A 25,001-nucleotide genomic window follows, 5' to 3' on the forward strand; every position below is an offset into this window, starting at 1 on the left:
AGTACCGGCCGGCGCATGGCGGGATCGCCCCGAGACCGACCGCGTTCTCTGTTCTTTGCAGCCAAGGAGGGCGGCATGAGCACGAAAGAACCGGAGATCCACGAAGACCCGCTGCCCGGCCATGAAAGCAGGCTTGAGCCAAAACCCGAATGGCAGCCCCGCTATGCCGGATCAGACCGGCTGCGAGGCAAGGTGGCGGTGGTCACCGGGGCGGACAGCGGCATCGGCCGGGCGGTGGCGGCGCTCTTCGCGCGGGAAGGCGCCGACGTCGCCATCCTCTATCTGTGCGAACATGACGATGCGGAAAAGACCGCCGGGATCGTCAGGAACGAAGGGCGGGACTCCATCACCATCGCAGGCGATGTCGGAGACCCGGCGTTCTGCGAAAAGGCGATCGGCGAGGTCATCGACCGTTTCGGTCGGCTCGACGTGCTCGTCAACAACGCCGGGGAGCAGCATCCCGACAAGGACATTCGCGACATCACCGAAGACCAGCTTCGCCGCACCTTCCAGACCAACATCTTCGGCATGTTCTTCATGACCCAGGCCGCGCGCCCGCACCTGAAGGAAGGCGCGGCGATCATCAACTGCACCAGCGTCACCATGTATGAGGGCTCGAAGGAACTGCTCGACTATTCAAGCACCAAGGGCGCGATCACCGCCTTCACGCGGAGCCTTTCGGCCAATCTGATCGGCGACGGAATCCGGGTGAATGCGGTTGCCCCCGGCCCGATCTGGACGCCGCTCAACCCCATGGGCGGGGCGACGCCCGACAAGCTGGAGCATTTCGGCGAAGGGACGCCGATGGGGCGTCCCGGCCAGCCCAATGAGGTTGCCCCCTCTTTCCTGTTCCTTGCCTGCGAGGACGCGAGCTACATGTCGGGGCAGGTGCTGCACCCGAACGGCGGCACGGTTGTCGGCAGCTAGATGAAAAAAGTAAAACGCGGCGCGTCGGGGCCGGAACCCGGACGGCGAGTGGGTGTTTTAACCATATCGGTCTTCAGGAAGTGGAAGCACATCCGAGGCCGAGAAACGGTCAGGCCCCAGCGCGCAGACAATGCCGTTCGGGGCCTGATCTTCATTGTGCGCCCGCAAGGCAGGCACCACGGAACGAAGCCGCGGATCGGCGGTTGGTCCAGAACAACCGTTTCATCGAGCCGCGAGGATCACCATGGTTGACGTCGCAAGAACGAACACCCTTGAACGTGTCGCCCGCGTGCTGGCGGGCGAGGAAGCCAGCATCAACGCGCATGGCTCCAGTTCATCGGCCGGGGATGAGGTGGATGCCGCGTGGCGCGACAGGATCGACGATGCCGTCGCCGTCCTGAAGACGTTGCGCGAACCCGATGAGGAGATGGCGCGCGCTGGCGATCCGGCAATGTGGCTGTCGATGATAGAGGCTGCGCTCGCCTGCGAGGATGAGGTTCGAGGCGGCGGCGCGTCTCCAGCCTGAATGAAGGAATGGACGAGATGGAAAAGCCGAAAAAACAGCGACCGGACCACCCGCAAAGCTGGGGCGAAGCGCAGGACGACGAACCGGATTTCGTGCCCGCTCCGAAGGACGATGAAGAACGACCCCACAACCGCGAAGTGGAATATGAAGATCTGAAGGTCCCGAAGAAGGAAGGCGTGCCGCCGCGTCCAGCCACCGAACCCGGGCCGGGTGGCAAGAAATCATAGCGGTTCGTTCGGCGTCAGGCTGCGCTATACAGCGATCCGGCTTGAGGAAGTTCCCGAATGACGCGCTACCCGATCGACCGCCTGGTTCTGACGCCCGACGACATCGATCTCTCGCGTTCGCCGCTCGCCGGGTATCTTGGGGTTGAAACCCATGTGCTGGGAGCCTTCAACCCCGGTCTGACCCGCCTTCCCAACGGCAATCTGCTGATGATGGCGCGCATCGCCGAGGCGTTGCGCACGCCGGTTCGCGACGGCCATGTCCATGCGATTCGGTGGGCGGATGGACGTTATGTTCTGGACGCATGGCCGCTGGAGCAGGTCGACACGGCCGATCCGCGCAAGTTCATGGTGTCCGGCAATCAGTGGAAGGTGATGGCGCTCACCTCGCTTTCCTGGCTGCTGCCTGTCGAGCTTTCGCCCGACGGTCTCGAGATCGTGGCCCTACATTACGACAGGGCAGTCGCGCCCTCCTCCAATCTGGAATGCTATGGAGTGGAGGATGCGCGGATCAGCAGGGTGGACGGCCGCTGGCTGATGACCGCCTGCGCGGTCAGCCCCGAACGCCATTCCACAGTGCTTTACAGTTCCGCCAACGGCCTCGACTGGAGGTTCGAGGACATCATCCTCGATCATCAGAACAAGGACATGGTGATATTCGAGGGGCGGATAGACGGGCACTACTGGGCACAGACCCGGCCGCTGGGCGAGCTTTACTTCGCCTATCCGCCGGGGAGCGAATGGCGCTCCGGCCCTTCGATCAACCTGGCATCCTCGCCCGACGCGCTCCACTGGAAGCCGTATCGCAAGCCCGGCATCCGTCCGCACGCGGCGACGGTCGCGACGGCCCGCATGGGCGGCGGCGCGCCCCCGATCCTGACGGAGGAGGGGTGGCTGAGCCTCTGGCACGGCGTTGAACCGCACGAGATCGTCGGGATCTACCGCACCTATTGGTCGCTCCTCGACCGGAACGACCCCGGCATCGTGTTTCGCACCGGCCATACCCCCGTGCTGGAGCCAAGCGCGGAACTGACGCGGCCTCTGGAGCATCAGCTATATCTGAGGGACGTGGTCTTCACGACCGGGGTGGTGGATTGCGGCAGCCACTTCATCGTCGCTTCGGGCGAGGCCGACCTCGCCTGCCGCATCACCCACATACCGCGCGAGGCGATTTTCGCCTGACACGCCGCGCTGCGACAAGTGGCGAAATTATCACGGCTGCGAACCGAATATGGTTAACGACAGGGGAACATTCGGACGCCGGACAGGTTAATGTTAATATGAAAAAAGGCCGGGGCTGTGCTCATGGAGGTGCAAATGCCCAAAGCGCTGACAGAGGATGAACGGCATATTCTGAAACGCCTGAACGGCGATGTTTCCACCAGCGATCTGGTGCAGATGCTATTCGATCTTGCGGGCCACCTGGAGCGCGACGGGCAACTTGCCTGCGCCAAGCTCGCGTCCGTCGCGGCGATGCGGCTGGAACGGCAGGAAACGAGCATCCATTAGCGCGCAGGTGATCGCCGCTGTAACGAGCCGGGGGCAAAGCCATTCCGCTCAGGACGCCCCGGTCCCGTCGCGCGTCGGCGTGTCACCCCGCCGTTCGATCACGGTGCGATGGCGCACGATCGCCTCGGGCATCTCACGGCGAACGAAGGCGAGCATCGCCTCGCGGACATCGCAGCGCAGGTCGAAGGTGCGGGAGGCGTCGCGCGCCGTCATCAGCGCGCGCACTTCTATCGCTTCGGGCCTTGTGTCGGTCACCTGGACATTCTGAAAGCGGCCGTCCCAAAACGGGTTGGCCTTCACCACTTCCTCGAGCTTCGCCCTGAAACGGTCGACGTCGGCCGTCGGATCGAGATACCACAGGACGCTGCCCAGCAGCTGGCTCGTCTCGCGGGTCCAGTTCTGGAAGCTGTTCTCCAGAAACTTCGAGACGGGGACGACCAGCCGCCGCTCGTCCCATATCTTGACGATCACGAAGGTGAGGTGGATTTCCTCTATCCGTCCCCATTCGCCTTCGATGATGACCACATCGTCGATCCGGATCGGTTCGGTGAAGGCCATCTGGATGCCGGCGATGAGGTTTTTGAGCGCGGGCTGCGCCGCCGCGCCCACAGCCAGACCGGCGAGACCTGCCGACGCGATCAGCGTCACGCCCACGTTGCGCACGCTCGGGATGCTTATCAGCATCATGCATATGGTCACCAGAAGGACGAGGAACACCCCGATCCGGTAGAGGATGCTGATCCGAGTCCGGCGGCTCCGCGCGAGGAGATTGTCGGGAGCGGCGATGTCGGTCCGGGCCTCCACGACCTGGTAGGCAGCGCCAAGACATGCGATCGCCAGCCAGCCGAACAGCGCGGGGAGCAGAAGCCCAGCGACCAGCCCCGCAATCCGCTCGGCAGCCGGGTCCAGCCCAAGCGCCGGATGGACAAACGAAAGGGCGAGCACCACCAGCAGCCAGCGGCTGGGCTGACGCAGTTTCCGGAGCAACATGTCGTCGACGCCGGAGGCGGTGCGGCGGGCAGCTCTCGAAAGGATGATCGTCACTATCCAGTGGACGGCAAGCGCCAGCACAACGGCCGTGCCGATAATGATCGCGTTCGACACGAGAACGGGCAAGCCGGCGACGATCCGGTCCATAGGGCTTCTCCAGGGCTGTTGATCCGGCTGAAATGCGGGAAAACAGCCTGTCGTTCCATTTCGCCTGCAACGAGGGACAGGTTTGCCGCAGCGCAAAAGCCGCGCTAGGCTCTATCTATGGCCATCCGGGATTGTTCGCACCTCACCTCGCGCACCTATGTGTCGCAGCGCCTGCGGCTGCATTATGTGGACTGGGGCAATCCTGACGCGCCACCCCTCCTCCTGCTGCACGGCGGCCGCGATCATTGCCGCAACTGGGATTGGGTGGCGCAGGAGCTGCGGTCGGACTTTCACATCATCGCGCCCGACCTCAGGGGCCATGGCGACAGCCAATGGTCCCCCGACGGCAGCTATTCGGCGGCGGTCCATGTCTATGACATCGCCCAGCTCATCCACCAGCAGCAGCTCGCACCGGTCACGATCATCGCCCATTCCTTCGGCGCCAATCTCGCGTTGCGCTATGCCGGCATCTATCCGGAGAATGTGGCGCGGCTGGTTGCGATCGAAGGTCTGGGCCTTCCTCCGCAATTCGAAGCGAAGCTGCAGGAGATGGGCATCGACGGCCGCATGCGCAGATGGATAGACCAGCAGCGGCAGCTCGCCGGCCGACAGCCGCGGCGCTATGCCACCATCGACGAGGCCCTGGCCCGGATGCAGGAAGAAAACCGGCATCTTTCGCCTGACCGGGCGCGGCATCTGACGCTTCATGGCGTCGCGCAGAACGAGGACGGAAGCTATAGCTGGAAGTTCGACAATTATGTGCGCCCGATCTCGCCAGTCGACATGACGCTGGAGGAAATGCGGCACCTCTGGTCGCGGATCACCTGCCCCGTCCTCCATGTCTATGGGCAGGAAAGCTGGGCGATCAGCCATCTCGCCGATGGCCGCATGGACTATTTCCCCAATGCCCGCACAGTGACGTTCGAAAGGGCGGGGCACTGGGTTCATCATGACAGGCTCGACGATTTCCTCGTCGAGGCTCGCCGGTTCCTGCGGGAATAGCCGCCCCACCAATAAAAACGATATTGGTGTAGCGATATTCTTTGTGTCGGGCAGTTTTACACTGTTTCGCTCCCGGCATGACAGAAGCCGATGCGCCTCAAATGGTTAACAGGCTGGCACGGGACGTGCTTGGTACTGGCAGCAGGGGGGATACCGAGGAGGCGTATCCCATGACGAAATCCCACATCACTTCAGGCTTCGCCGCCGCCATGATGGCGGTTGCAGCGGCGGCATTGCCGTCCGCTCCGGCGCTTGCCGACATACAGTTCTTCACAGGCCCGGGATCAGTCCAGCCGGACGAAAACGTCCTGCTGAACAAGGGCACGACCGGCACAACCGTGTTCGGAGACACGAACCAGTCAGGCTTGAGCGTGACCTTCGAGGGCTTGGAAGACCTGACGTTACCGGCCGCCGGCCAGGCCCGGATCGAGGCCGTGGACGGAGGCTTTCAGTGGCTGAACTTCCATATGACCGATCCGCTGCTCGCCTTTGGCGAGGTGGAGTTCAACATCGACGCATCGGCCGATGGATCGGGCACGATCACCTTCTTCGACCAGTTCGGCAATGATTTCGCCAACAATGTCACGCTGAGCGGTTCCGGCCAGAACTTCTTTGGCGCGCGCGGCATTAATGGCCAGCTCATCTCCCGCGTGCTGATCGAAACCGGCGTCGACATGGCCGATGTCCAGCAGGTGCGGCTGGGACCGATCAGCGCAATTCCGGAGGCCCATGTCTGGCTGATGATGATTGCGGGCTTCGGACTGGTCGGCTGGCAGTTGCGGCGGCGGCCATCTTTGGCTAGCGCAATCGGTTAAGGATTGAGGTTAATCGGGAGCGATCGAAATGAGGCTTGGAGAGCGTGTCCGGCTGACGGACGCGGTTGAGGGGTTTCCGGTAGGGACGTTCGGACTCATTGTCGGACGCTGCCTTGACGGAAGCGCCTATACGGTGGAACTGAGCCACCGCCAGCGGGTGGAAGTCACCGCTCTCCAGATCGCGCCCGCTCCGGAAGAGGCGTTGTCACACGCCGCCTGATGATCTCAACCGTGGAGTTGTTCGGCAAGGGCTGCGGCCGCGCCGAGCAACCCCGGCTGCGGGTGGGTGATCAGTTTCACCGGGATGTCACCCATTCGCTTCTCGAATCTGCCCTTGGCGGTAAAGCGGTGCCGGAAGCCTGAATCGGGCAGTCGACCGGCCAGTCGCTGACCCACTCCCCCCGCGATGACCAATGCCGAAGCGCCATGCGCAAGCGCAAGGTCGCCCGCGACCGAGCCGAAGCTCATGCAGAAGCGGTCGAGGGCGGCCACGGCAAGGCTGTCGCTCCCGTCCAGCGCCGACTTCCACAGCGAGGCGTCGTCCTGCATGCGGATCGGCAGCCCTTCTATCCGGGCAAGCGTTTCATGGACGTTGGCAAGGCCCGGCCCTGAGACGATCCTTTCCACCGACACGCGGCGATAGCGCGAGCGCAGCAGCCCGAGCATCGAGTCCTCAAGCTCGTCGAGCGGTGCAAAATCCATGTGCCCGCCTTCGGTGCCGCTGACGAAGTTCCTGCCCTTGCGGCGCAGCAGTTGTGCGACGCCAAGGCCCGTACCCGGCCCGACGATGCTGATCACGCCCTCTTGCGGAAGGGGACGGTCCGGCCCGCAAATGTGCCTGAACTGTCCGTCAGCGGCATGGGCGACCGCATGTCCGACCGCCACGAAATCGTTGATGACGATGCTCTGGTCCAGGCCCAGTCGCTGCGATAGCTGCAACGGCCGTATCACCCACGAACTGTTGGTGAGCTTTACGACATCCCCCTCCACTGGGGCTGCAACTGCAATGGCGGCCTTGCGCGGCAGGGGCTGTTCGGTGCTTGCCGCGAACACCGCCCAGGCCGCCTCCAGCCCGACATGCGCGTTGGTCTTGAACGTCAGCGGCGGCCCAAGCTTCAGCACCCGCCCAGCCTCGACGCTGGCTATGGCGAAGCGGGCATTGGTGCCGCCGATGTCAACCGCCACTATATCCATATGCTCTCGCGATGCGTTCCTTGAAAAATCAGGGGCGCTGAGAGGCGATGGCCGACAGATCCCGGCATTCGTCCCATTTCGAGTCGCCGACCTTGCCTTTCTTCGCCTTCATCGGGCAAAGAAAGGCCCATGGCAACGAACGCGGTTCCGTTCGCACTGCCTCTGCCGCCTGCCGGGCTTGTGGTGGAGGCCAGTCTTTTCATCGATTTCGATGGCACGCTGGTTGAGCTTGTCGAGCGGCCGGACGCGGTCTGCATAGACGGCGAACTGCGCAGCCTGCTCGGCGCGCTTGGCCGGGCGCTGCCGCGGCGGGTGGCGCTGGTCAGCGGCCGCTCCATCGCCCAGCTGGACGAGATGCTGGGCGAGATCGACCCAATGCTCGCCTATGCAGGAAGCCATGGGTCCGAACGGCGGTGGCATGACGGAGCGCTGCATCTGCCCGTACGGGCGGCCGGGCTGGACGGCGTCGTCGCTGCGTTCGACAGGTTCGCCGCTTCGCGCGAGGGCGTGCTGGTTGAGCCGAAGAGCTACAGCGTCGCCCTCCACTATCGGCTTGCGCCCGCCGCGCAGGAAGATGCGCATGGACTGGCGCGGGCGCTTGCGAGCGAGCATGGCCTCGTCATCCAGCACGGCAAGATGATGGTCGAACTGAAGAGCACCGGTGCAGACAAGGGCGCGGCGGTGCGCGCCTTTGCGGCGAGACCGGAAATGGCGGGGCGGCCGCCGGTCTTCATCGGCGACGATCTGACCGACGAGGCCGGTTTCGAGGCGGCGCAGGCGCTGGGCGGCGCGGGTGTGCTGGTCGGCCCATCCCGGCAGACGGCGGCGCGCTTCGGACTGCCCGACGTGACGGCGACGCGGGCATGGCTCAACGAGGCGATAGGACTGATGACATGACCGCTACGCTCGACCTATGGCCTATCGGAAACTGCCAGGTATCGGCGCTGATCGACCGCGCGGGCCGTTTCGTGTGGGGATGCGTACCGCGCGTCGACGGCGATCCGCTCTTCAGCTCGCTGCTCGACGACAATCCGCCCGGTGGGGAAGGCGCGACCGGATTCTGGGAGATCGACCTCGATGGCTGCGTCGAGACGACGCAATATTATCTGCGCAACACGCCCATCCTCGTCACGCGCCATGCCGATACGAGCGGCGCGGCGATAGAGGTGATCGACTTCTGCCCGCGCTTCAGCCGCCACGGCCGCACCTATCGGCCTGTCGCCTTCGCGCGCATCGTCCGGCCAGTGTCGGGCAGCCCCCGCATCTGCGTGCGCCTCCGCCCGGTCAGGAACTGGGGCCGGGGCGCGGTGGAGCGGACGCGCGGTTCCAATCACCTGCGCTATCTGCTGACCGAAATGACGCTGAGGCTGACGACGAGCGCGCCCGTGGGCCGCATCTGGGACGAGCAGTGGTTTCGGGTCGAGCGGCCGATGCACTTCTTCCTTGGGCCGGACGAAAGCTTTTTCGGGGACGTGCAGGCTGCCGTCGAGACGATGCTCGACCGCACCACCGATGAATGGCGGGCCTGGACGCGCGGCCTCGCCACGCCGCTTGAATGGCAGGAGGCGGTGATCCGCGCTGCAATCACCCTCAAGCTCTGCCAGCATGAGGAAACGGGGGCCATCGTCGCCGCGCTCACCACGTCCATTCCGGAATATGCCAATTCGGGCCGGAACTGGGACTATCGCTATTGCTGGATACGCGACGCCTATTACACGGTGCAGGCGCTCAACCGGCTGGGCGCGCTCGATGTTCTGGAAGGCTATCTCGAATATCTGCGCAACGTCGTGGACAGCGCGGCGGGCGGCTGTCTCCAGCCGGTCTACGGAGTGGGCGGCGAAACCGCGCTGGTCGAACGGCAGGAAACCGCGATCAACGGCTATCGCGGCATGGGGCCGGTGCGGGTCGGCAACCAGGCCTATGAGCAAATACAGCATGACGCCTATGGGCAGATCGTCCTTTCCAATACCCAGGCGTTCTTCGACCAGCGGCTCTACCGCATGGCAGGCGTGGAGGATTTCCGTTCGCTGGAGCGTGTCGGCGAGCATGCCTGGGCGATCCACGACAAGGCCGATGCCGGGCTTTGGGAGTTGCGCACCAAATCGCACATCCACACCTATTCGGTTGCGATGTGCTGGGCCGCCTGCGACCGGCTGGCTAATGCGGCCCGCACGCTGGGGCTGGAGGATCGGCAGGCCTTCTGGCAGGACCGCGCCGACACGATCAGGGCGACCATAGAAAGCCGCGCCGCGCGGGACGGCAACAGCCGCCTGTCGGCCACCTTCGGCGGCGACGACATCGACGCCAGCCTGCTCCAGCTTCTGGACCTGCGCTTTCTCTCGCCGGACGATTCCCGCTTCCGCAATACGCTGGACGTGGTCGAGAAAGCCCTGCGCCGTGGTTCGTACATGCTTCGCTATGCGACCGAGGACGATTTCGGCCTGCCCGAGACGGCGTTTAATTTCTGCACCTTTTGGCTCATCGAAGCGTTGCACTTCACAGGAAGGGACGCGGAGGCCCGAGCCCTGTTCGAGGAGATGATCGCCCGCCGCACAAGGGCGGGCCTGCTGTCAGAGGACATTGATCCTGCCAATGGCGAGCTTTGGGGCAATTATCCGCAAACCTACTCGCTGGTCGGGCTCATCAACTGCGCCGTCCTCCTCAGTAAGCCGTGGAGTTCTGTCAGATGAGCCGCCTGATTATAGTTTCCAACCGCGTTCAGCAGCCGGTCGCCGAGGGCGCCGGTAACCAGGGGGGGCTGGCCGTCGCACTGTCCGCCGCGCTGCGGGAGCACAGCGGCCTCTGGTTCGGATGGTCGGGCGACACGACCGCGCATTTCACCGGCGAGATCGATTTCCAGACCAATTACGGCGTCACCACCGCGACCATCGATCTCGAAGAGCAGGACATAGACGAATATTACAACGGCTATGCCAACCGCACGCTGTGGCCCTTGTTCCACTATCGTATCGATCTTGCGGAGTTTCAGCGCAGCTTTGCCGGGGGCTATGAACGGGTGAACGCCCGTTTCGCCGACACGCTGATTCCGCTGATCGAGCCGGACGACCTGCTCTGGATTCACGACTATCACCTGATCCCGCTGGGCCGGGAACTTCGGCGGCGCGGCTGCACGAACCGGATCGGCTTTTTCCTCCACACCCCCTGGCCGGCCGCCGGGATTCTGCGGACGCTGCCGAGCTGCCGCCAGCTGGTGGAATCGATGTTCCATTATGATGTGGTCGGATTCCAGACCCCCGAATGGCTCAGTTCCTTCCGCTATTATGTGGCGAGCCAGACCGAGGCGTCGGTCGGCGCCGACGGCTGGATGACGCTTGAAAATCGCACCATGCGCGCGATCGCCTGCCCCATAGGGCTGGACACCGCATCCTTCGTCGAGGCGTCCACGGCCCCGGTCGCGCTGGAAGCGTGCGAGCGCATGCGGGTCAGCGCCAATGGCCGGGCGATGATCGTCGGGGCCGACCGGCTGGACTATTCAAAGGGCCTGCCCGAGCGCTTTCTCGGCTATGAGCACTTCCTCGCGACCCATCCCGAGCGGCACGGCAAGGTCTTCCTGCTGCAGATCGCGCCGGTGTCGCGTGACGAGGTTGCAACCTATCAGGACATCCACAATACGCTCGACGCGCTTGCCGGGCGGATCAACGGCAGCTTTGCGAACATCGAATGGGTACCGCTGCGCTATGTGAACCAGGGCCATTCGCGCGAGCAGCTTGCCGGCATCTATCGCGCGGCAAGGGTCGGCCTGGTGACCTCCCTCAGGGACGGCATGAACCTGGTGGCCAAGGAATATGTGGCCGCGCAGGACCCCGAGGATCCGGGCGTTCTCATCCTCTCCCGCTTCGCCGGGGCCTCCTTGCAGTTGAAGGATGCGGTGCTGATCAACCCCTATAGCGCCGAGGAAATCGCAGACGCGATCGAGCGCGCGCTGTCCATGCCGCTGGCCGAGCGCAAGGCGCGCTGGCGCAAGCTGATGGATTCGGTGGAGCGGGAAGATGTGATCTGGTGGCGGAAACGCTTTGTCGAAGCATTGTCGCTGCCAAACGAAACGCCGAAGGGAAATGCGGTGCTCGTCGCGGCGAACGGAAACTAGCCGCTTTCAGCAAGCCTTCCCGCAATTACGGCACGCCTATTCCATCCTCCGGGGCGCCCCCAGATAATCGACCTTCCCGATCTTCAACCCAGCCATTCTCAGAATGTCATAGGCTGTCGTTGCGTGGAAATAGAAATTGGGCTGCGAAAAGCTCATGAGAAAGTCCTGACCGCGAAACTCCCAGCGTAACCTGTCCCCTATGGTGAAGATCAGCGGCTTTTCACTGAGCGCTTCCACATCCTCGGCGCTGAGCGCGTTCAACCTGTCCAGCGTATCGGCAGTCTTCGCCTTCAATGCGGCGAAGCTGTCGGGCGGGGTTGTCATGTCTGGCGAAAACCGGCCTTGCTTGAGCCCTTCGATCGCGCCGATTGAATGTACCGCACAGCTCTTTACCTGATAGGCGAAGTCCATCATGTCGGGCGCAAGTCTTGCGCCGATGAGACTCTCCGGCGGCAGCGAATTGTCGGCGCAATGCGCCTCGGCCTTGTTGATCAAGCCGTTCACCGATCGGAGAATCTGCACGCATCCCGGCACGAAGGCTTCATATAGCGTCATCATGGCGATTTCTCCCTCTCGTCGCGTATTTGCACCGGCTGCAAAGCGGCCACAACTCGCCGCTGCCGGAACCCTATCGACCGTCATGGATTGATGGAAGTACGCTGGTCAACAAAGGAAATCAGCCGATGCTGCACAAACTGATCGTCGCACTCACAGCGAGTTTTTTCGCCCTGGCCGCCACCGCCTGCAACACCGTGCAGGGCGTGGGTGAAGACATAGAGTCCGTGGGCGAGGCTGGTGAAGACGCGATCTAGCCACGTCTTCAGCGCGGTACGGGAGAAAAGCGATGTTGAAAGTTCTGGGCGGCACGGTCGGCGTCATATTTCTGATCGGGCTTCTGGTGGTGATAGGATTGCTGGCCCTGATATTCTGAATAGCGGCATCACACCCGCCGCTATATCTGCATCTGGCTGCCCAGCTCGACCACGCGGTTTGTTGGGATCTTGAAAAACTCCATCGCGCTTTCGGAACTCCTGCTCATCCACGCGAACAGCCGTTCGCGCCACAGCGCCATCCCGGGCTTGTCGGGCGAAGCGAGCAGTTTCTGCCGCCCGAGGAAGAAGCTGGCGGTCATCATGTCGAACGGCCCGCCAATGCAATCGAGCGAAGCCAGTTCACGAGGAACGTCGACGTCTTCCATGAAGCCGTAGTGCAGCACCACGCGATAGAAGCCGTGCCCCGCGTCGTGCACCTCCAACCGCGCGCCCGGATCGGCATAGGGCACGTCCTCCACCTGCACGGTCAGGATCAGCACCCGCTCGTGCAGCACCTGGTTGTGCTTCAGGTTGTGCAGCAGCGCCGGAGGGACGTCGTCGGGTGAGGCCGACATGAACACCGCGGTGTTTCGCACCCGGTGAGCGGACCCGGCGACCGACTTGATGAACACCGGCAGCGGCACGCTCGCTTCCTCCAGCGCCGCGCGCATCAACCGGCGACCGGTCGACCAGCTGGTCAGCACGGTGAACAGCACCGCCGCCACCGCCAGCGGGAACCAGCCGCCATCGGGTATCTTGGTGATGTTCGAAGCAAAATAGGTGCCGTCCACCAGCAGGAACAGCCCGATCGTGCCGGACGCCAGCCACCGGTTCCAGCGCCACACCTTGAACACCAGGAAGCCGAGCATCAACGTCGTGATCAGCATCGTGCCGACGACCGAGATGCCATATGCCGAGGCCAGCCGGGTCGATTCCCCGAAACCGAGCACCAGCACCAGCACCATCGCCAGCAGGCCCCAGTTGATTGCCGGGATATAGATCTGCCCCGCCGCCTTTTCGCTGGTGTGGAGCGTCCGCAGGCGCGGCAGGAAGCCGAGCTGGATGGCCTGGTGGGTGACCGAGAACGCGCCCGAGATCACCGCTTGGCTGGCGATGATCGTTGCTGCGGTGGCGATGAACACCAGCGGCAGCCGCGCCCATTCCGGCGCCATCAGGTAGAACGGGTTCTCGACCGCTGCGGGTGTGCCGAGCAGCAGCGCGCCCTGACCCATATAATTCAGCATCAGGCACGGATAGGCCAGCGTCAGCCAGCTCAGGCCCACCGCCTTGCGCCCGAAATGGCCCATATCGGCATAGAGGGTCTCGGCCCCAGTCACCGCCAGGAACACCGAACCCATCGCCAGGAACGCGAGTTGCGTATCGTAGCGGAAGAACTCGAACGCCCAATAGGGATTGATCACGCCGAGGATTTCCGAATGCGCGGCGATATTGGCCACGCCCAGCGTCGCTAGCGTGGCGAAATAGACCAGCACGATCGGCCCGAACAGCGCTCCCACCCGCGCCGTCCCGCCTGACTGGATCAGGAACAGCGCCACCAGGATCACCACCGCGATCGGCAGCACCAGCGGCTGGAGGCCCGCCTCGACAACCGTCAGCCCCTCGACGGCCGACAACACCGAGATCGCAGGCGTGAGCATCGCGTCGCCATAGAACATAGAGGCCGCCAGCACGCCGAGCACCACCAGCGTCCCGCTCCACCGGCTTGCGCCGAGGTGGCGCGAAACCAGCGCCAGCAGCGCGAACGAACCGCCCTCTCCCCGGTTGTGCGCGCGCATCGCCACCAGCACGTATTTGACCGTAACGATCAACATCAGCGACCAGAAGATCAAGCTCAGCACGCCGAAGATGTGCAGCCGATCCACTGCGAGGGGGTGCGGCCCGATGAAGCTTTCCTTCAGCGCATAGAGCGGCGAGGTGCCGATGTCGCCGAACACGACGCCGACAGCGCCGAGCATCAGCACGGGAAGGCGATCCTTCGGGCCATCGGCAAGCGGAGCCGCGTTGGCGGCGGGCGAAGCGTGCGGGTGTGTTGTCATCCCCCGGATGTGGGCCTGATCGGCATAAAGATTCCATGTGGATTTGGCGGACGCCTCTCGACGAGAGCCTGAAGCGAGCGCATTTTCTGCGCATGAAGATTGAGACAGCACGCCGGTCCCTCCGGCAGCACGAGATGGCCATACGGGCGGGCGGATACGCCGCCACGCTTGTGTTGATCGCCGGCGCGACGCTCGCCGGGCTGTTGATTGCGCCGCGCTGGGGCAGCGGACCGGTGGCGCTGCTCTACATCCCGCCGGTGCTGGTCGCCGCAGCCATGTGCGGACTGTGGCCGGCGCTTGCCGCCGCCATGGTCTCGACGCTGGCCTATAATTTCTATTTCACCGAACCCTATCGCACCTTCCTGATCCACAGCCCGGCGGATGTGGTGACGGTGGTGGTGCTGTTCCTCGTCGCCGCTGTAGTCAGCCGCCTCGCCGCCTCGCTGCGCCAACAGGGCCGCCGCGCCGACGCCTATGCCGCTCGCAACGCGACGATCGCAGGCTTTGCCAGGCGTCTGTTGTCCTGCGCCAGCGAAGCGGACATCGCCGATGTCACGGTGGCAGAACTGGCGCGCCTGTTCAACGTCCACGCAGTGCTCCTCATGAGCCGCGACGCGCCGCACATCGCCGCAGCGGCCCCGGCCGGCATCACTCTTGCCCCCAGCGACCTTGCCGCCGCCGCGCTCACGCTGGAAACGGGCGAGCCGTCGGGGCGCGGGGTCCGCAAGGTCGATCTCGCCGACTGGCAGTTCCACCCTGTCACGTCGGACCATGCCGTTCTCGCCGCCGCTGGTCTTGCGCGCGAGGATGGCGTCCTGCCGGTCGCCGATGACCAGCGCCTGCTCCTCGGCAACCTGCTCGACCAGGTCGCGCTCGCACTTGAGCGCGCGCGGCTGGAAGGCGAGGCGCGCGATGTCGCCGCACTGCGCGAGCGGGACCGCCTGCGCTCCGCCCTGCTCACCTCGATCGGCGAGGACGTGAAGCCGCGCCTCAACGCTATCGCCGCCGCCGCGCGCGCGCTGCGCCGCGCTGAGGGCGGAGACCGGGCGCTCGCCGCCGCCGTCGCCGCCGAGACCGCCCAGCTCGACCGCTATGTCGACAGCCTCGTCGATCTCAGCCCCGGTGCCGCGCAGGAGCCGCTGGCGATCGGACCGCTGGCAATCGACCTGCACCGCCGCGCCGTCCGCCGCGACGGGGAGGAGGTGCATCTGACGCCCAAGGAATATGCGGTACTCGCAGAGCTGGCCAAGCACGCCGGCCGCGTCCTCACCCATGCCCACCTGCTGCGCTCCGTGTGGGGACCGGCGCAACAGGACCACATCGACTATTTGCGCGTTGCGGTGCGCAGCCTTCGTCAAAAGCTGGAGCGAGATCCCACCCGGCCAGCGTTGATCGTCAACGAGCCCGCCATAGGTTATCGCCTCGTTGCTCCATGAGCGACAGCGAACCACCGCCCGGCGTTCGCGGGAAACGATAATGGTGCCCCCAAGGGGATGAAGATGAGAACTGGTCGATCGTCGTTCGACAGGGTTCAGATGAAGCCTTCACTCCTGTTCCGCCGATGGCGGGCGCTGACCGGCCCATGTCAGCAAGGCGTCCAGTGCAGGGCAAAGCGCCTGCCCCCAGTCCGTGAGGCAGTATTCCACCTTGGGTGGCACCTGATAATGGACGATCCGGCGCACGACACCGTCTTTCTCCATCTGGCGCAGCTGCTGGATCAGCATCTTCTGCGAGATGGCGGGAATCGCGCGTTCAAGATCGGAGAAGCGCAGCACCTTGCCGCCGAATAGGTGAAACAGGATCACCAGTTTCCAGCGTCCCTCCAGAATCCGCAGTACCTGCTCCACCCCGCTCGCCGCCGAAACTGGCGTCAGATGGCTATTCTTACCTTCGGGTAAGTTCCCCACTTTTTCGTGCGTTCTTGTCATTCGTAAGGCGTACCCAGACCCATAGCGGCCGTTCGGCCATCGCGGCCTGGAAGACAGACGCGGCGGCTCGATACTCCTATACGTGCGAACCTATTGCGCTCGACGAGATCGATGGCAGGACGGTCATCACCTGCCATCTTGTTGGCAACTTTCCCGGCAGCCCCGTCGACCTGCGATTTTTCTTCCGCCTCCATGACGACAAGATCGCCTCGCTGGAGATCATCTCATGACCGTCGACCTTCAATTGACCGGCATGCGGGCGCTCGTAACTAGGGGCACCAAGGGGATTGGAGCATCTGTGGTGGAGGCGCTGTACGACGCCGGCGCGCGCGTGGTCACGACCGCGCGAACCGTGCCGGGCCAGCGTTCATTATATCGCGGCGGACCTGACGAGCGCGGAAGGTCGCCGCGCCGGCTACGCTCGACGCGCTTGGCGAATCGGCGTCGTGGTGCCCCCGAGAGGACTCGAACCTCTGGCCTGCGGTTTAGGAAACCGTCGCTCTATCCTGCTGAGCTACGGGGGCAACCCTGAAAATCCGCCGTTTCTGCGGGTTTTCGGCTAACGCAACAAGCGCATCAGCCGCATCAACCTGCGGTTTCGGCGGACACAAAAGGCGGCACAGTGATGTGACCTTTTGTGCCGCGCCCCGGAAGGCCCGCTAGCCGACCGAGGCGCTACCGTCGCAACCTTGTTGGAGGTCACGTTGGCTGAGCGCGTCTATAAACCCTTCTACCACCATCTTGAAAGCCCAAATGCTGAGGCGATCAAGGTGCGGTTCTGGGAGAAGGTGGAGATAGGTAGCCCGGAGGATTGCTGGCGCTGGACAGCGAAAGCGAATTCCAAGGGCTACGGCTTCTTCAAGATCGCCAGTTATCATCAGGTCGCAGCCCATCGTCTGTCGTGGGCAATCCATAATCGGCGCGATCCGGGCGACCTGCTGACCCTCCACAACTGCGACAACCCGCAATGCGTCAACCCTGTCCATCTCAGGCTGGGCACCGACTTAGACAATATGGAGGACAAGATGAGCCGGGGCAGGCATCGAAACGGCGACCGCAAGGGCGCGAAGAATGGCGCGAACAAACTCGACCTAGCGACGTTGGCCCAGGTCATAGCTGGCTTTCAGATCGGCCTGTCCAACACCGAGATCGCTAACCGCCTTGGCGTCTCTCACGCCACCATAAGCCTTATCCGGCTAGGAAAATCATGGACGGAGGATAGCGCAAAGCTTGGCTGGAAGCCCAAGCCGAAGTTCAAGCGCGCTGTCTCCCGCCCCTCAGGGGAGCGCGGGATATGATCGATCTCGCGGACATTCAGCGCGTGGCCGATCTAGCGAAAAGCTATCTGGCAGAGCGCAAGAAGTACGAGCGGCTTTCGGAGAAGTGCTTTGGTGAACTGACGCCGAAGCAGGCTCAGAAGGCAAGCGCCGATCTCAATTGGCAAGCGATGGCGCTCGAAAAAATCGAGATGTCACTTCATGCCGCCTGTGTCGATGCAGGGTTGGCCGACATCCGGGATGCCAGCGCATACCGCGAACGCACGTTCCGCCCGTCAGGTTGGCACACCTACAACTTCGAACCGCCTAAGCCGCGAGATCTGAACGGAGGTCGGGCATGAGCGAGAAACTTACCCGCATCCGACTGCCGGGGCAACGGCAATGGCCCGGTCTTATGGACTGGGGAGAGCTAAGCGCGTCCGACATGATCTCTCAGGCTCGCAGCTATTCCGCCCATCTCAGGGCGCAGGCCGATCTACTGGACGCCGCTTCAGACGCCGATTTTCAGATTGATGTTGTTCGCGGCTCGCATGTTCAACACCACGTTCGCGAGGTCCAGAAGGCCAAGGCCTCCCCGGAGCGCGGGTGATGGGTACATGCGAGACATGCCGCTGGTGGAACAAGCCGGAAAACGAAATCCCGCCCTTCGTTCCTGAGAGGCGGTCCTTCTTTTTCGGCCTCATCAAATACACCACCGATGAGCCGCCGTACTACGAGTACCGCCGCTTGATGGGGAGCGCTGGCAGTTGCCGCCGTAACCCAGAAACGCTCCGGAAATGGAAGGACGACTGGTGCGGTGAATATATCGCATCACAGTCGGGAGACGCAGCATGACCATTCGGATCGTGCCTTTGACGCTGCGGGAGGCGAACGACTTCGTTGAGCAGCATCACCGCCACAGCGCGCGCACATCGAACGACGGTGGCAAATACGCCATCGGCTTGGAATGCGCCAACCAGCTCGTCGGTGTCGCTATCGTGGGCCGTCCTATCGCCCGCCTGTTGCAGGATGGAAGCACGGCCGAACTGCTGCGGCTATGCACGTCTCCTGCTGCTCCGAAGGGTGCGAACTCCAAGCTCTACAGTCGGGCCAAGCGCATCTGGCAGCTTATGGGAGGCGGTCGGTTCGTCACCTACACGCTCAAGAGCGAGAGCGGCGCTTCAATGCGTGGAGCTGGGGCAACGCCAGTGTCAGACGTGCCCGCCGCCAGATGGGACCGGCCTTCGCGCGCTCGCACGGCCAAACATATCGAAACGCTGCCCAAGCATCGCTGGCAGGAACATTTGCCGGAGATTCCAGCATGAGCGCGATCATCAGCCCGTGCGGCAAATACCGCTACCGGCTTGAGCGCCCTGACGTGTTCGGCGATTTCAGCACGGCCGTAATCATGGTCAATCCATCCACGGCTGATGCAGAACGGGACGACGCCACGATCCGCAAGCTGATCGGCTTCCGCAATCGCTATGGCTGGGGCAACCTGATCGTAGGCAACCTGTTCGCTTATCGGGCTACGGACGTGCGCGAATTGGCCCGCGTTTCCGATCCTGCCGGACTGCCGGACAACGACCTTCATCTGATGAGGATGTTCCGGGAGGCGCAGCAAATCGTCGTGGCATGGGGACCGATCTCCAAGCAGCCCGCCTACCACCGTGGCAGGTTCCGCAAAGTCTTGGATCTGATCGACGGCGGGAAGCCTGTGTTCAGCATCGGCGCACCCGCGAAGGACGGCCACCCATGCCACCCTCTCATGCTGCCGTACAGCCGCCAGCTTCAACCGTGGAGCCTACACCCATGACAGACCTAGCAGCGAAGGTAGAAGCAGCGGAGGGGCCGGATCGGGCAATTCTCGATAGACTCGACCGCAGCGGCACATGTTGGCTGTGGCTCGGGCCGCTGGATGCTCGTGGCCGAGGACGGGTTTGGCGGGGCGGAAAGATCATGCTCCACCACCGGGCAGTGTGGGAAATCCTGGTCGGCACTATTCCGGACGGCAAGCTCCTTTGTCATCATTGCGACAACCCTCGCTGCGCAAATCCTGAGCATCTCTATGTTGGGGATGGCAAGAGTAACGTGGCCGACATGTTCCGGCGCGGGCGGGCATGGCAACTTCGTGAGCCAGAAAGGGTAAGAGATTCTGGCCGGAGAATGGGGCAGCGAAACACGTGGTGTCGCGGTGCCCAAAATCCCAAGGCCAAGCTCACCCCTGAACAGGTAAGTCAGATTAAGGCGAGCAAAGTGCCAACGAAACAGTTGGCTAGCCAGTACGGTGTTAACCGTACCACCATTCAGAGAGCCAGAAGTGGCAAGCAATGGAAATGACCGCCGCCACCCCCGCGCTCGCACTTACGGCAGCGAGTCTTCGTGCAAGATCGGAGAACCCCGCATGAGGGTGCTTGTCGCCTGTGAGTTTTCCGGAACTGTGCGGGATGCGTTCAGGGAACGCGGCTTTGATGCGTGGTCATGCGACATGTTGCCGACAGAGGGTGATCCTCGCTGGCACATCCAGGGCGATGCGGTCGCTGTTACATATTCTGGGGGTAAATCGCTTTTAGACCTAGGATTTGTAACACCGTGGGATTTGCTGATCGCCCACCCGGAATGCACATTCCTGGCGAATAGCGGGGCCAAGCACCTCTATGCCGGGATGAAGGCAGAGAACGGCCCTAACCCCGATCGCTGGGCCATGATGGGCGCGGCTGCCACGTTCTTCAATATGATGTTGAATGCACCGATTGCGCATGTGGCGGTCGAGAACCCGATCATGCTGGGCCACCCGCGCCGGTTGTTCGGCATCCCGACCCCGACGCAGACGATCCAGCCTCACGAGTACGGCCACGGCGAGACGAAGGCGACATGCCTCTGGCTGCGGAACCTGCCACCTCTCATGCCGACCAATCCGGTTGAAGGCCGGGAGCAGCGCGTCTGGAAGATGGGGCCGGGACCGGATCGCAAAAAGGAACGCAGCCGGACCTTCCCCGGCATTGCCGCCGCGATGGCTGAGCAATGGGGCGATTACATCCGTGCGCATCGCGAAAGGAAAGCCGCATGAAACATATCGTCGAAAGTTCGGACGGTAACGGGATAACTGACGCATGGCACTGTGAATGTGGCCATACGCCTTGCGATGGTTTGGACTGCGGCGTTTACTTGCCCGGCCGCAAGCCCCGCCTGAAGCGCCAAGTCGACCCAGCCGTCTACTCTGCTGAGAGACGGCGGGCATGGGAAACCCGACGCGAGAAATATGGCGCACGCGGCCACAGCGGGAGCTACGCGCGATGATGGACCCGCCAATTGACGACATGTCGATCTGCCCCGCCTGTGACGGCTCTGGTGTTGGTGTTGCCGACACTCAATGCTGGCTTTGCGGGGGTTGCGGCGGGGTGCCTAGCGCACACGCGCAAACGCTCGCCCGTGAAGCCTTCGATGCAGGGTTCGCCATTGGAAGCATTGTTGAGGGATGGACCTCAGAAAAGGCGTGGGCGGTCAGCAAGATCAAGCGCCGTCTCGATAATGGAGATCAGCATGAATGAAGATACGGAAAGCGCGTTTCGGTTCGCGCCAGACGCGGACGGATCAACCAACATGGCGCATGACCAAGCCTCCACGATTTTGGCCGTGTGCGTCGTTCACCAGCAGAATGCGGGCTTCAAGAACTACATCGACCTCCGCCGGGTCGAATGTCCATCTTGCTCGGCAGCGGGCTTCAACACTGGCTGGGGCTATTGGCTTTTTGCTTGTGGCGCTGAAATCCTGAGCGACGGCGAGGTGGGTGCAGGTTGCCAGCACACCCAACCATCAGGTCCTTCAGGTGGAGATCAGCATGAATGAAGATCAGGACACGACATGGACGCCGGATATCGTGATCTATCACGATCACTGCGCTGACGGCTTTGGCGCTGCATGGGCGTGCTGGCTGCGCTGGCGTGACAGGCCTGAATATATTGCTGCCAGCTATGGATCACCGCCGCCGGATGTGGTGGGCAAGAACGTGCTGATCGTCGATTTCAGCTACAAGCGCGACGTGCTGCGCGAGATGGGCAAGCAGGCTCATTCTATCGTCGTTCTGGACCACCACAAGACGGCGCAGGCCGACCTTGCGGATTGGGCGATTGAAGATGTTGCCGGTGATTTTTGGGCTGGTGATGACGTGATGAAGTCTGTCCGCCACAATGACGATTATATCGGACAGCCCATCGCCGCCTTGTTCGATATGAACCGCTCCGGCGCTCGCATGGCTTGGGATTTCTGCCACGAGAACGACCCACCGAACCTGATCCAGCTTATCGAGGATCGCGACCTGTGGCGGTTCCAATACGATGAGACAAAACCTTTCAGCCTGTGGCTGCGGTCGGAGCCGTTCAACTTTGAACGGTGGGAGTTGATCGCCCAGGAACTGGCAGACGGGCGCGACGGCGACCGGATCATGACAGAGGCGCACGCGATGCAGAGATTCTTCGATGCGAAGGTGGATGAGATCGCCTCATTCGCCAAGCGCCGCCGCGTCGGAGACCATGAACCGATCGTCGTGAATTGCCCGCCGATGTTTGCCAGTGAGGTCGGTCACGCATTGCTGGATAAGCACCCGAATGCGCCGTTCGCAGCAACCTATTTCGACGCTCCGAATGTGCGGATGTGGAGCCTTCGCAGCCGCGATGATCGGGAAGATGTGTCTGCGGTAGCGTCTCAATTTGGCGGTGGCGGGCACAGGAATGCTGCCGGGTTCTCCCAACCTTCAGCAGGAGATCAGCAATGAAACAGATAGAGCGGCTGCGGTCGCTGACGGGCAAAAGCTCCTGGATGACTGATGAGGTGCGGGAAGTGGCTCGCGCTCTCCCTGACCTTCTATCTCACATCGACGCTCTTGAAGCGCGGGATAAGTCCAGCGCCAAGGTACTGGACGCAACCGGACAGGCGGCAGCACAGCACCTCAAACGAGCCGAAGCAGCCGAACGCGCTCTTGCAGATGCGGTGGAGGAACGAGACGCACTTCGCTCGGCGTCAACCATCATTCGTCAACGTGATGAGGCGGTGGAGGCATTCCGCGCGGCCGAACACCTTTGCGACCGCTTGCGAAACATAGCAGCGGGAAAGCCTGTGCGCGACTTGGAAGAGGCTGAAGCAGCATTTGCCAGTGCCCGCGCCTTTCTCACGAAGAGGGGAGAGAAGTGATGGCCATCTACAACGTCACGGTCGTTGTGCCTACCGAGGTTGAGAACGCTATCGACTGTCCAGATCGCATCCGCTGGTATCTTGATCACGCGGTCAGAGGATATTGGCAGCAGTTCGCGCACGATACCGACCCCATCAGAGGTATGCGTAGGGCCAGTCTTCTGATCAAGAAAGAACCCGCCCGGATCACCGTAGAGGCCCCAATGCCTGACCTCTCATCTCTGGCAGCATCGCTAACGGAGGCGCAGCGGCGTTATCTGACGGGCGAGATGCGCAGCCTCTTCAATCCACCGATTTTCTTCATCGCCGGGATCGACGCCGCTAGCCGCAGGACATTACCCACCCGCACTGTGCTTACCAGGCTTGGGCTACTTCAAAACGGTCGGACTGGCCCCACAACGCTCACCGAAACCGGCCTCGCCCTCCGCGCCTATCTCAAAGGACAATCTGATGACTGACGAACAGTGCACGCGATGTGGACACGAAAACGCGATCTGGGTCGCCCATTCCCCGCTTTGGAACGCGGTCATGCGTGGTGGCTGCATCAACGGCGAGCCAGAGTTCAACGACATGGTGTGCTCGGCTTGCTTTATGGAACTGGCAGAAGCGAAGGGCTTGGCGACCAAGTTCCGCGTGACCGCCGAAGAGATCAATACACCGCTTCAGATGACCACGCCATCCGGCCGCGTTTGGGATGACAAGAAGTGGCTTTGGGTTGAGGATTGCGCAGATGACTGACGAACGTGCGCTGAAACTGGCGGCGAAGATCGCCAAAGAACTGTTCGACCAAACGCATTTCCAACGGGATGCTGAGCGTGTCGCCCTCGCCGCTATCAAGGCGACGACGCAACTGGCGGCTGAGTGGATAGAGCGCGAACAGCCCGGCTACATTGAACGCTGCGATGATCCCGCTATGGCCGCTGCCAACCACTATGCGGGCGGCCTAGAGGAATTCGCCCACCTCCCTGCCGATGGAGGCGAGAATGTCTGACCTGCTCGAACTGAGCTTTCTGGACGAAGCGGCTAGGGCGGCGGGGTTCGCTGAATGGGCGCAAGTCGAAGGTGATATTCTTCGGTCGGGCCAACGCAGCGCGATCTCGCGCAGCATCATTGCCCACGCCAAATCCCTTCAGAAGCTGGCAGAGCTTGAGGCTGAGAACGTCTGGAGGCCGGGGGAAGTTAGCGCGATACTGGTATTTTCCGAAGGCTCAATCCATCTGAACCGCGACGGGTCGGCGCGTCTCGTGTTCGCGGATGATGAACTTGAGTGGGACAACGACCGAGAAACCACGAAAGATTATCGCTTCCAGCGCCTTCCTGCCTCCGAGGTCAATGCAATTCGCCGCTTTTTGAATAGTCGCCTCCCATCTCCACCGAAAGGACCGGACGTATGACCACAGAAGTGAAGGTGACGGAGGCTGATATTGCCTTCGCCGAGATGTTCCGGCGCGGGACAGGCGGGGGCTACGACCGCGACGTAAGCCGGATGGCACATGAAGCTGCCAAGCATCGCCTCGCCCACCACCAAGCAGACGAGGCGACGGTGGAGAGGGCCGTCATGGTGTGTCCGCAATGTGAAGGTGAAGGTGGCTACCCTGATGGGGCCGATGAGGATGCTTGTCACACCGAATGCACCCGCTGCGGCGGGAATGGATGGATTGTTGATACAGCAGCCATCACAGCCATGTGGGAGGATGGGTAGATGAGTTGTCCGAAATGCGACATGGACGGCATCCAACACTTTGGCGAGTGCACCACGTATTCCTACCCTGCGCCTTCTCTTGCTGAGCGCGGCGAGCCACCCATGACCACCCACTCAGATAAAGCGGATGATCTGGTTGAGGAATTAGGAGCAGTGTCCTTGAAGGATGATATCAAGCAGAAATGGGCTAAGACAATTGCTTCTCAGATAACGGAGAAGTCGTGGAATGAACTCCCACAATATGCAGATTATAACAATAATCCATTGGGGAAACTGGACTTTGAATTGGCCGCTGGCGCGATTTTCGCGCACACTATGGAGTTGCGTTATAAAGCAGCCGCCACCATCAAGGAACTAAAGGCAGAGGTGGAGAGCCGAACAGCAGCCTTCAACGAACTCCACAGGCAGATGGGAAACGCGCAGGCACTGGCCGCCACCTACAAAGACCAGCTCGATATGTTCCTGTCGCAAAAGCTCGCAGCAGAAGCACGCGCCGCCAAGGCCGAAGAGGCGCTGCGAGTATGTCGCGATCAGCTTAGCTTCTATGATAGTGATACGTCGAGACTCTAGGCGAGCGGAAGGCGTGATGCCAAAAGCGGTGGTATATTACTTTG

At 62.5% G+C, this 25,001-nt stretch carries 36 protein-coding genes, 1 tRNA gene and 2 pseudogenes; 33 read left to right on the top strand and 6 right to left on the bottom strand.

Features of this window, described 5'->3' with window-relative positions; translation table 11 throughout:
* The first annotated feature begins 75 nt into the window (after positions 1-75).
* The 5 genes from BSL82_RS09265 (at position 76) to BSL82_RS09285 (ending at position 3,186) form a co-directional block, all read left to right on the top strand.
* On the top strand, positions 76-927 hold the full coding sequence (locus BSL82_RS09265; RefSeq protein WP_072598710.1) for an SDR family oxidoreductase: 852 nt from the start codon (positions 76-78) through the stop codon (positions 925-927).
* Between the two features lie 244 nt (positions 928-1,171).
* Complete coding sequence (locus BSL82_RS09270; RefSeq protein ID WP_072597066.1) at positions 1,172-1,453, top strand: hypothetical protein; 282 nt, start codon at positions 1,172-1,174, stop codon at positions 1,451-1,453.
* An 8-nt stretch (positions 1,454-1,461) separates the two neighbouring features.
* The gene (locus BSL82_RS09275) at positions 1,462-1,680 is read left to right on the top strand and encodes a hypothetical protein (protein WP_072597067.1); all 219 of its coding nucleotides are present in this window, start codon (positions 1,462-1,464) and stop codon (positions 1,678-1,680) included.
* Positions 1,681-1,737: 57 nt separating this feature from the next.
* A complete protein-coding gene (locus BSL82_RS09280; RefSeq protein WP_072597069.1) occupies positions 1,738-2,859 on the top strand; it encodes a glycoside hydrolase family 130 protein in 1,122 nt (373 codons plus the stop codon).
* Between the two features lie 135 nt (positions 2,860-2,994).
* Entirely contained in the window at positions 2,995-3,186 is a 192-nt protein-coding gene (locus tag BSL82_RS09285) for a hypothetical protein (RefSeq protein WP_158010775.1), read from the top strand.
* Positions 3,187-3,234: 48 nt separating this feature from the next.
* On the opposite strand, the gene BSL82_RS09290 is transcribed toward BSL82_RS09285, so the two are convergent.
* Positions 3,235-4,323: a mechanosensitive ion channel family protein gene (locus BSL82_RS09290; RefSeq protein ID WP_072597073.1), complete on the bottom strand. Its 1,089-nt coding sequence runs from the start codon at positions 4,321-4,323 to the stop codon at positions 3,235-3,237.
* Between the two features lie 117 nt (positions 4,324-4,440).
* On the opposite strand from BSL82_RS09290, the gene BSL82_RS09295 reads away from it, so the two are divergent.
* From BSL82_RS09295 to BSL82_RS09305, 3 genes are all read left to right on the top strand, one after another.
* Positions 4,441-5,325, top strand: a complete 885-nt coding sequence (locus BSL82_RS09295; protein WP_072597075.1) for an alpha/beta fold hydrolase — start codon at positions 4,441-4,443, stop codon at positions 5,323-5,325.
* A gap of 170 nt (positions 5,326-5,495) precedes the next feature.
* Complete coding sequence (locus tag BSL82_RS09300) at positions 5,496-6,140, top strand: hypothetical protein (protein ID WP_072597077.1); 645 nt, start codon at positions 5,496-5,498, stop codon at positions 6,138-6,140.
* 28 nt (positions 6,141-6,168) lie between these two features.
* Positions 6,169-6,360: a hypothetical protein gene (locus tag BSL82_RS09305; protein ID WP_072597079.1), complete on the top strand. Its 192-nt coding sequence runs from the start codon at positions 6,169-6,171 to the stop codon at positions 6,358-6,360.
* 5 nt (positions 6,361-6,365) lie between these two features.
* On the opposite strand, the gene glk is transcribed toward BSL82_RS09305, so the two are convergent.
* The gene (glk, locus tag BSL82_RS09310; RefSeq protein ID WP_072597081.1) at positions 6,366-7,334 is read right to left on the bottom strand and encodes a glucokinase; all 969 of its coding nucleotides are present in this window, start codon (positions 7,332-7,334) and stop codon (positions 6,366-6,368) included.
* A 129-nt stretch (positions 7,335-7,463) separates the two neighbouring features.
* On the opposite strand from glk, the gene otsB reads away from it, so the two are divergent.
* From otsB to BSL82_RS09325, 3 genes are read left to right on the top strand one after another with little or no spacing between them, the layout of a single operon-like run.
* On the top strand, positions 7,464-8,231 hold the full coding sequence (otsB, locus tag BSL82_RS09315; RefSeq protein ID WP_072597083.1) for a trehalose-phosphatase: 768 nt from the start codon (positions 7,464-7,466) through the stop codon (positions 8,229-8,231).
* Positions 8,228-10,024 carry a glycoside hydrolase family 15 protein gene (locus tag BSL82_RS09320; protein WP_072597085.1) on the top strand — a complete coding sequence of 599 codons (1,797 nt, stop codon included), beginning with the start codon at positions 8,228-8,230 and terminating at the stop codon, positions 10,022-10,024. The genes otsB and BSL82_RS09320 overlap by 4 nt, the downstream gene beginning before the upstream one ends.
* Complete coding sequence (locus BSL82_RS09325) at positions 10,021-11,442, top strand: alpha,alpha-trehalose-phosphate synthase (UDP-forming) (protein WP_072597087.1); 1,422 nt, start codon at positions 10,021-10,023, stop codon at positions 11,440-11,442. Before BSL82_RS09320 ends, BSL82_RS09325 begins: the two co-directional genes overlap by 4 nt.
* Positions 11,443-11,478: 36 nt before the next feature.
* On the opposite strand, the gene BSL82_RS09330 is transcribed toward BSL82_RS09325, so the two are convergent.
* The gene (locus BSL82_RS09330; protein WP_072597089.1) at positions 11,479-12,000 is read right to left on the bottom strand and encodes a DUF1993 domain-containing protein; all 522 of its coding nucleotides are present in this window, start codon (positions 11,998-12,000) and stop codon (positions 11,479-11,481) included.
* Positions 12,001-12,125: 125 nt separating this feature from the next.
* Here BSL82_RS09330 and BSL82_RS09335 point away from each other — a divergent pair, with 125 nt between their 5' ends.
* Together BSL82_RS09335 and BSL82_RS21900 are read left to right on the top strand one after the other, a co-directional pair.
* A complete protein-coding gene (locus BSL82_RS09335) occupies positions 12,126-12,254 on the top strand; it encodes an entericidin A/B family lipoprotein (RefSeq protein WP_072598711.1) in 129 nt (42 codons plus the stop codon).
* 32 nt (positions 12,255-12,286) lie between these two features.
* Positions 12,287-12,373, top strand: coding sequence for a small membrane protein YohP (locus BSL82_RS21900; RefSeq protein WP_158011065.1), 87 nt, complete (start codon positions 12,287-12,289; stop codon positions 12,371-12,373).
* Positions 12,374-12,394: 21 nt separating this feature from the next.
* Here BSL82_RS21900 and BSL82_RS09340 read toward each other — a convergent pair whose 3' ends face one another.
* Positions 12,395-14,311: a potassium transporter Kup gene (locus BSL82_RS09340; protein WP_083579126.1), complete on the bottom strand. Its 1,917-nt coding sequence runs from the start codon at positions 14,309-14,311 to the stop codon at positions 12,395-12,397.
* A gap of 134 nt (positions 14,312-14,445) precedes the next feature.
* Between BSL82_RS09340 and BSL82_RS20980 the strand changes: the two are divergent.
* Positions 14,446-14,766, top strand: a pseudogene (locus BSL82_RS20980) (DUF4118 domain-containing protein); the annotation flags it as partial.
* A gap of 675 nt (positions 14,767-15,441) precedes the next feature.
* Positions 15,442-15,747 (top strand): annotated as a pseudogene (locus BSL82_RS20985) (winged helix-turn-helix domain-containing protein); the annotation flags it as partial.
* Between the two features lie 108 nt (positions 15,748-15,855).
* Here BSL82_RS20985 and BSL82_RS09350 read toward each other — a convergent pair.
* Positions 15,856-16,218 carry a winged helix-turn-helix transcriptional regulator gene (locus tag BSL82_RS09350; protein WP_226998412.1) on the bottom strand — a complete coding sequence of 121 codons (363 nt, stop codon included), beginning with the start codon at positions 16,216-16,218 and terminating at the stop codon, positions 15,856-15,858.
* Between the two features lie 14 nt (positions 16,219-16,232).
* On the opposite strand from BSL82_RS09350, the gene BSL82_RS20990 reads away from it, so the two are divergent.
* Complete coding sequence (locus BSL82_RS20990) at positions 16,233-16,469, top strand: hypothetical protein (RefSeq protein WP_226998413.1); 237 nt, start codon at positions 16,233-16,235, stop codon at positions 16,467-16,469.
* Between the two features lie 217 nt (positions 16,470-16,686).
* On the opposite strand, the gene BSL82_RS09360 is transcribed toward BSL82_RS20990, so the two are convergent.
* Positions 16,687-16,763, bottom strand: a tRNA-Arg gene (locus tag BSL82_RS09360).
* Positions 16,764-16,943: 180 nt separating this feature from the next.
* On the opposite strand from BSL82_RS09360, the gene BSL82_RS09365 reads away from it, so the two are divergent.
* From BSL82_RS09365 to BSL82_RS09445, 17 genes are all read left to right on the top strand, one after another.
* Entirely contained in the window at positions 16,944-17,537 is a 594-nt protein-coding gene (locus tag BSL82_RS09365; RefSeq protein ID WP_072597094.1) for an HNH endonuclease, read from the top strand.
* On the top strand, positions 17,534-17,857 hold the full coding sequence (locus BSL82_RS09370; RefSeq protein WP_072597095.1) for a hypothetical protein: 324 nt from the start codon (positions 17,534-17,536) through the stop codon (positions 17,855-17,857). The genes BSL82_RS09365 and BSL82_RS09370 overlap by 4 nt, the downstream gene beginning before the upstream one ends.
* Positions 17,854-18,105 (top strand): hypothetical protein, encoded by a 252-nt coding sequence (locus BSL82_RS09375; RefSeq protein WP_072597096.1) that lies wholly within the window; start codon positions 17,854-17,856, stop codon positions 18,103-18,105. Before BSL82_RS09370 ends, BSL82_RS09375 begins: the two co-directional genes overlap by 4 nt.
* 241 nt (positions 18,106-18,346) lie before the next feature.
* Positions 18,347-18,820: an XF1762 family protein gene (locus tag BSL82_RS09385; RefSeq protein ID WP_072597098.1), complete on the top strand. Its 474-nt coding sequence runs from the start codon at positions 18,347-18,349 to the stop codon at positions 18,818-18,820.
* The gene (locus BSL82_RS09390) at positions 18,817-19,311 is read left to right on the top strand and encodes a DUF1643 domain-containing protein (protein WP_072597099.1); all 495 of its coding nucleotides are present in this window, start codon (positions 18,817-18,819) and stop codon (positions 19,309-19,311) included. The genes BSL82_RS09385 and BSL82_RS09390 overlap by 4 nt, the downstream gene beginning before the upstream one ends.
* 143 nt (positions 19,312-19,454) lie before the next feature.
* Positions 19,455-19,835, top strand: a complete 381-nt coding sequence (locus tag BSL82_RS21760; protein WP_072597100.1) for an HNH endonuclease — start codon at positions 19,455-19,457, stop codon at positions 19,833-19,835.
* A gap of 259 nt (positions 19,836-20,094) precedes the next feature.
* The gene (locus BSL82_RS09400) at positions 20,095-20,565 is read left to right on the top strand and encodes a hypothetical protein (protein ID WP_226998414.1); all 471 of its coding nucleotides are present in this window, start codon (positions 20,095-20,097) and stop codon (positions 20,563-20,565) included.
* Between the two features lie 226 nt (positions 20,566-20,791).
* Entirely contained in the window at positions 20,792-21,046 is a 255-nt protein-coding gene (locus tag BSL82_RS20450) for a hypothetical protein (protein ID WP_158010778.1), read from the top strand.
* Complete coding sequence (locus BSL82_RS09405) at positions 21,027-21,344, top strand: hypothetical protein (protein WP_162274392.1); 318 nt, start codon at positions 21,027-21,029, stop codon at positions 21,342-21,344. The genes BSL82_RS20450 and BSL82_RS09405 overlap by 20 nt, the downstream gene beginning before the upstream one ends.
* On the top strand, positions 21,337-22,269 hold the full coding sequence (locus BSL82_RS09410) for a hypothetical protein (RefSeq protein ID WP_072597105.1): 933 nt from the start codon (positions 21,337-21,339) through the stop codon (positions 22,267-22,269). Before BSL82_RS09405 ends, BSL82_RS09410 begins: the two co-directional genes overlap by 8 nt.
* Positions 22,266-22,685 (top strand): hypothetical protein, encoded by a 420-nt coding sequence (locus tag BSL82_RS09415; protein ID WP_072597106.1) that lies wholly within the window; start codon positions 22,266-22,268, stop codon positions 22,683-22,685. The genes BSL82_RS09410 and BSL82_RS09415 overlap by 4 nt, the downstream gene beginning before the upstream one ends.
* Positions 22,685-23,143 (top strand): hypothetical protein, encoded by a 459-nt coding sequence (locus tag BSL82_RS09420; RefSeq protein WP_072597107.1) that lies wholly within the window; start codon positions 22,685-22,687, stop codon positions 23,141-23,143. The genes BSL82_RS09415 and BSL82_RS09420 overlap by 1 nt, the downstream gene beginning before the upstream one ends.
* A complete protein-coding gene (locus BSL82_RS09425) occupies positions 23,136-23,423 on the top strand; it encodes a hypothetical protein (RefSeq protein ID WP_158010782.1) in 288 nt (95 codons plus the stop codon). Before BSL82_RS09420 ends, BSL82_RS09425 begins: the two co-directional genes overlap by 8 nt.
* Positions 23,416-23,676, top strand: a complete 261-nt coding sequence (locus BSL82_RS09430) for a hypothetical protein (protein ID WP_072597109.1) — start codon at positions 23,416-23,418, stop codon at positions 23,674-23,676. Before BSL82_RS09425 ends, BSL82_RS09430 begins: the two co-directional genes overlap by 8 nt.
* Complete coding sequence (locus BSL82_RS09435) at positions 23,669-24,079, top strand: hypothetical protein (RefSeq protein ID WP_072597110.1); 411 nt, start codon at positions 23,669-23,671, stop codon at positions 24,077-24,079. Before BSL82_RS09430 ends, BSL82_RS09435 begins: the two co-directional genes overlap by 8 nt.
* Positions 24,076-24,387: a hypothetical protein gene (locus BSL82_RS09440; protein ID WP_072595686.1), complete on the top strand. Its 312-nt coding sequence runs from the start codon at positions 24,076-24,078 to the stop codon at positions 24,385-24,387. The genes BSL82_RS09435 and BSL82_RS09440 overlap by 4 nt, the downstream gene beginning before the upstream one ends.
* A gap of 21 nt (positions 24,388-24,408) precedes the next feature.
* Positions 24,409-24,957 carry a hypothetical protein gene (locus BSL82_RS09445; protein ID WP_158010598.1) on the top strand — a complete coding sequence of 183 codons (549 nt, stop codon included), beginning with the start codon at positions 24,409-24,411 and terminating at the stop codon, positions 24,955-24,957.
* The last annotated feature ends 44 nt before the right edge of the window (positions 24,958-25,001 follow it).

The sequence above is a fragment of the Tardibacter chloracetimidivorans genome (genome assembly GCF_001890385.1).
Taxonomy (GTDB): domain Bacteria; phylum Pseudomonadota; class Alphaproteobacteria; order Sphingomonadales; family Sphingomonadaceae; genus Tardibacter; species Tardibacter chloracetimidivorans.

What these genes read in the sequence shown, in the direction of transcription:
- BSL82_RS09265 (WP_072598710.1), top strand. Translation starts at nt 76, where the DNA reads ATGAGCACGAAAGAACCGGAGATCCACGAAGACCCGCTGCCCGGCCAT.
- BSL82_RS09270 (WP_072597066.1), top strand. Translation starts at nt 1,172, where the DNA reads ATGGTTGACGTCGCAAGAACGAACACCCTTGAACGTGTCGCCCGCGTG.
- BSL82_RS09275 (WP_072597067.1), top strand. Translation starts at nt 1,462, where the DNA reads ATGGACGAGATGGAAAAGCCGAAAAAACAGCGACCGGACCACCCGCAA.
- BSL82_RS09280 (WP_072597069.1), top strand. Translation starts at nt 1,738, where the DNA reads ATGACGCGCTACCCGATCGACCGCCTGGTTCTGACGCCCGACGACATC.
- BSL82_RS09285 (WP_158010775.1), top strand. Translation starts at nt 2,995, where the DNA reads ATGCCCAAAGCGCTGACAGAGGATGAACGGCATATTCTGAAACGCCTG.
- BSL82_RS09290 (WP_072597073.1), bottom strand. Translation starts at nt 4,323, where the DNA reads ATGGACCGGATCGTCGCCGGCTTGCCCGTTCTCGTGTCGAACGCGATC.
- BSL82_RS09295 (WP_072597075.1), top strand. Translation starts at nt 4,441, where the DNA reads ATGGCCATCCGGGATTGTTCGCACCTCACCTCGCGCACCTATGTGTCG.
- BSL82_RS09300 (WP_072597077.1), top strand. Translation starts at nt 5,496, where the DNA reads ATGACGAAATCCCACATCACTTCAGGCTTCGCCGCCGCCATGATGGCG.
- BSL82_RS09305 (WP_072597079.1), top strand. Translation starts at nt 6,169, where the DNA reads ATGAGGCTTGGAGAGCGTGTCCGGCTGACGGACGCGGTTGAGGGGTTT.
- glk (WP_072597081.1), bottom strand. Translation starts at nt 7,334, where the DNA reads ATGGATATAGTGGCGGTTGACATCGGCGGCACCAATGCCCGCTTCGCC.
- otsB (WP_072597083.1), top strand. Translation starts at nt 7,464, where the DNA reads ATGGCAACGAACGCGGTTCCGTTCGCACTGCCTCTGCCGCCTGCCGGG.
- BSL82_RS09320 (WP_072597085.1), top strand. Translation starts at nt 8,228, where the DNA reads ATGACCGCTACGCTCGACCTATGGCCTATCGGAAACTGCCAGGTATCG.
- BSL82_RS09325 (WP_072597087.1), top strand. Translation starts at nt 10,021, where the DNA reads ATGAGCCGCCTGATTATAGTTTCCAACCGCGTTCAGCAGCCGGTCGCC.
- BSL82_RS09330 (WP_072597089.1), bottom strand. Translation starts at nt 12,000, where the DNA reads ATGATGACGCTATATGAAGCCTTCGTGCCGGGATGCGTGCAGATTCTC.
- BSL82_RS09335 (WP_072598711.1), top strand. Translation starts at nt 12,126, where the DNA reads ATGCTGCACAAACTGATCGTCGCACTCACAGCGAGTTTTTTCGCCCTG.
- BSL82_RS21900 (WP_158011065.1), top strand. Translation starts at nt 12,287, where the DNA reads ATGTTGAAAGTTCTGGGCGGCACGGTCGGCGTCATATTTCTGATCGGG.
- BSL82_RS09340 (WP_083579126.1), bottom strand. Translation starts at nt 14,311, where the DNA reads ATGACAACACACCCGCACGCTTCGCCCGCCGCCAACGCGGCTCCGCTT.
- BSL82_RS09370 (WP_072597095.1), top strand. Translation starts at nt 17,534, where the DNA reads ATGATCGATCTCGCGGACATTCAGCGCGTGGCCGATCTAGCGAAAAGC.
- BSL82_RS09375 (WP_072597096.1), top strand. Translation starts at nt 17,854, where the DNA reads ATGAGCGAGAAACTTACCCGCATCCGACTGCCGGGGCAACGGCAATGG.
- BSL82_RS09385 (WP_072597098.1), top strand. Translation starts at nt 18,347, where the DNA reads ATGACCATTCGGATCGTGCCTTTGACGCTGCGGGAGGCGAACGACTTC.
- BSL82_RS09390 (WP_072597099.1), top strand. Translation starts at nt 18,817, where the DNA reads ATGAGCGCGATCATCAGCCCGTGCGGCAAATACCGCTACCGGCTTGAG.
- BSL82_RS21760 (WP_072597100.1), top strand. Translation starts at nt 19,455, where the DNA reads ATGCTCCACCACCGGGCAGTGTGGGAAATCCTGGTCGGCACTATTCCG.
- BSL82_RS20450 (WP_158010778.1), top strand. Translation starts at nt 20,792, where the DNA reads ATGATGGACCCGCCAATTGACGACATGTCGATCTGCCCCGCCTGTGAC.
- BSL82_RS09405 (WP_162274392.1), top strand. Translation starts at nt 21,027, where the DNA reads ATGGAGATCAGCATGAATGAAGATACGGAAAGCGCGTTTCGGTTCGCG.
- BSL82_RS09410 (WP_072597105.1), top strand. Translation starts at nt 21,337, where the DNA reads ATGAATGAAGATCAGGACACGACATGGACGCCGGATATCGTGATCTAT.
- BSL82_RS09415 (WP_072597106.1), top strand. Translation starts at nt 22,266, where the DNA reads ATGAAACAGATAGAGCGGCTGCGGTCGCTGACGGGCAAAAGCTCCTGG.
- BSL82_RS09420 (WP_072597107.1), top strand. Translation starts at nt 22,685, where the DNA reads ATGGCCATCTACAACGTCACGGTCGTTGTGCCTACCGAGGTTGAGAAC.
- BSL82_RS09425 (WP_158010782.1), top strand. Translation starts at nt 23,136, where the DNA reads ATGACTGACGAACAGTGCACGCGATGTGGACACGAAAACGCGATCTGG.
- BSL82_RS09430 (WP_072597109.1), top strand. Translation starts at nt 23,416, where the DNA reads ATGACTGACGAACGTGCGCTGAAACTGGCGGCGAAGATCGCCAAAGAA.
- BSL82_RS09435 (WP_072597110.1), top strand. Translation starts at nt 23,669, where the DNA reads ATGTCTGACCTGCTCGAACTGAGCTTTCTGGACGAAGCGGCTAGGGCG.
- BSL82_RS09440 (WP_072595686.1), top strand. Translation starts at nt 24,076, where the DNA reads ATGACCACAGAAGTGAAGGTGACGGAGGCTGATATTGCCTTCGCCGAG.
- BSL82_RS09445 (WP_158010598.1), top strand. Translation starts at nt 24,409, where the DNA reads ATGGACGGCATCCAACACTTTGGCGAGTGCACCACGTATTCCTACCCT.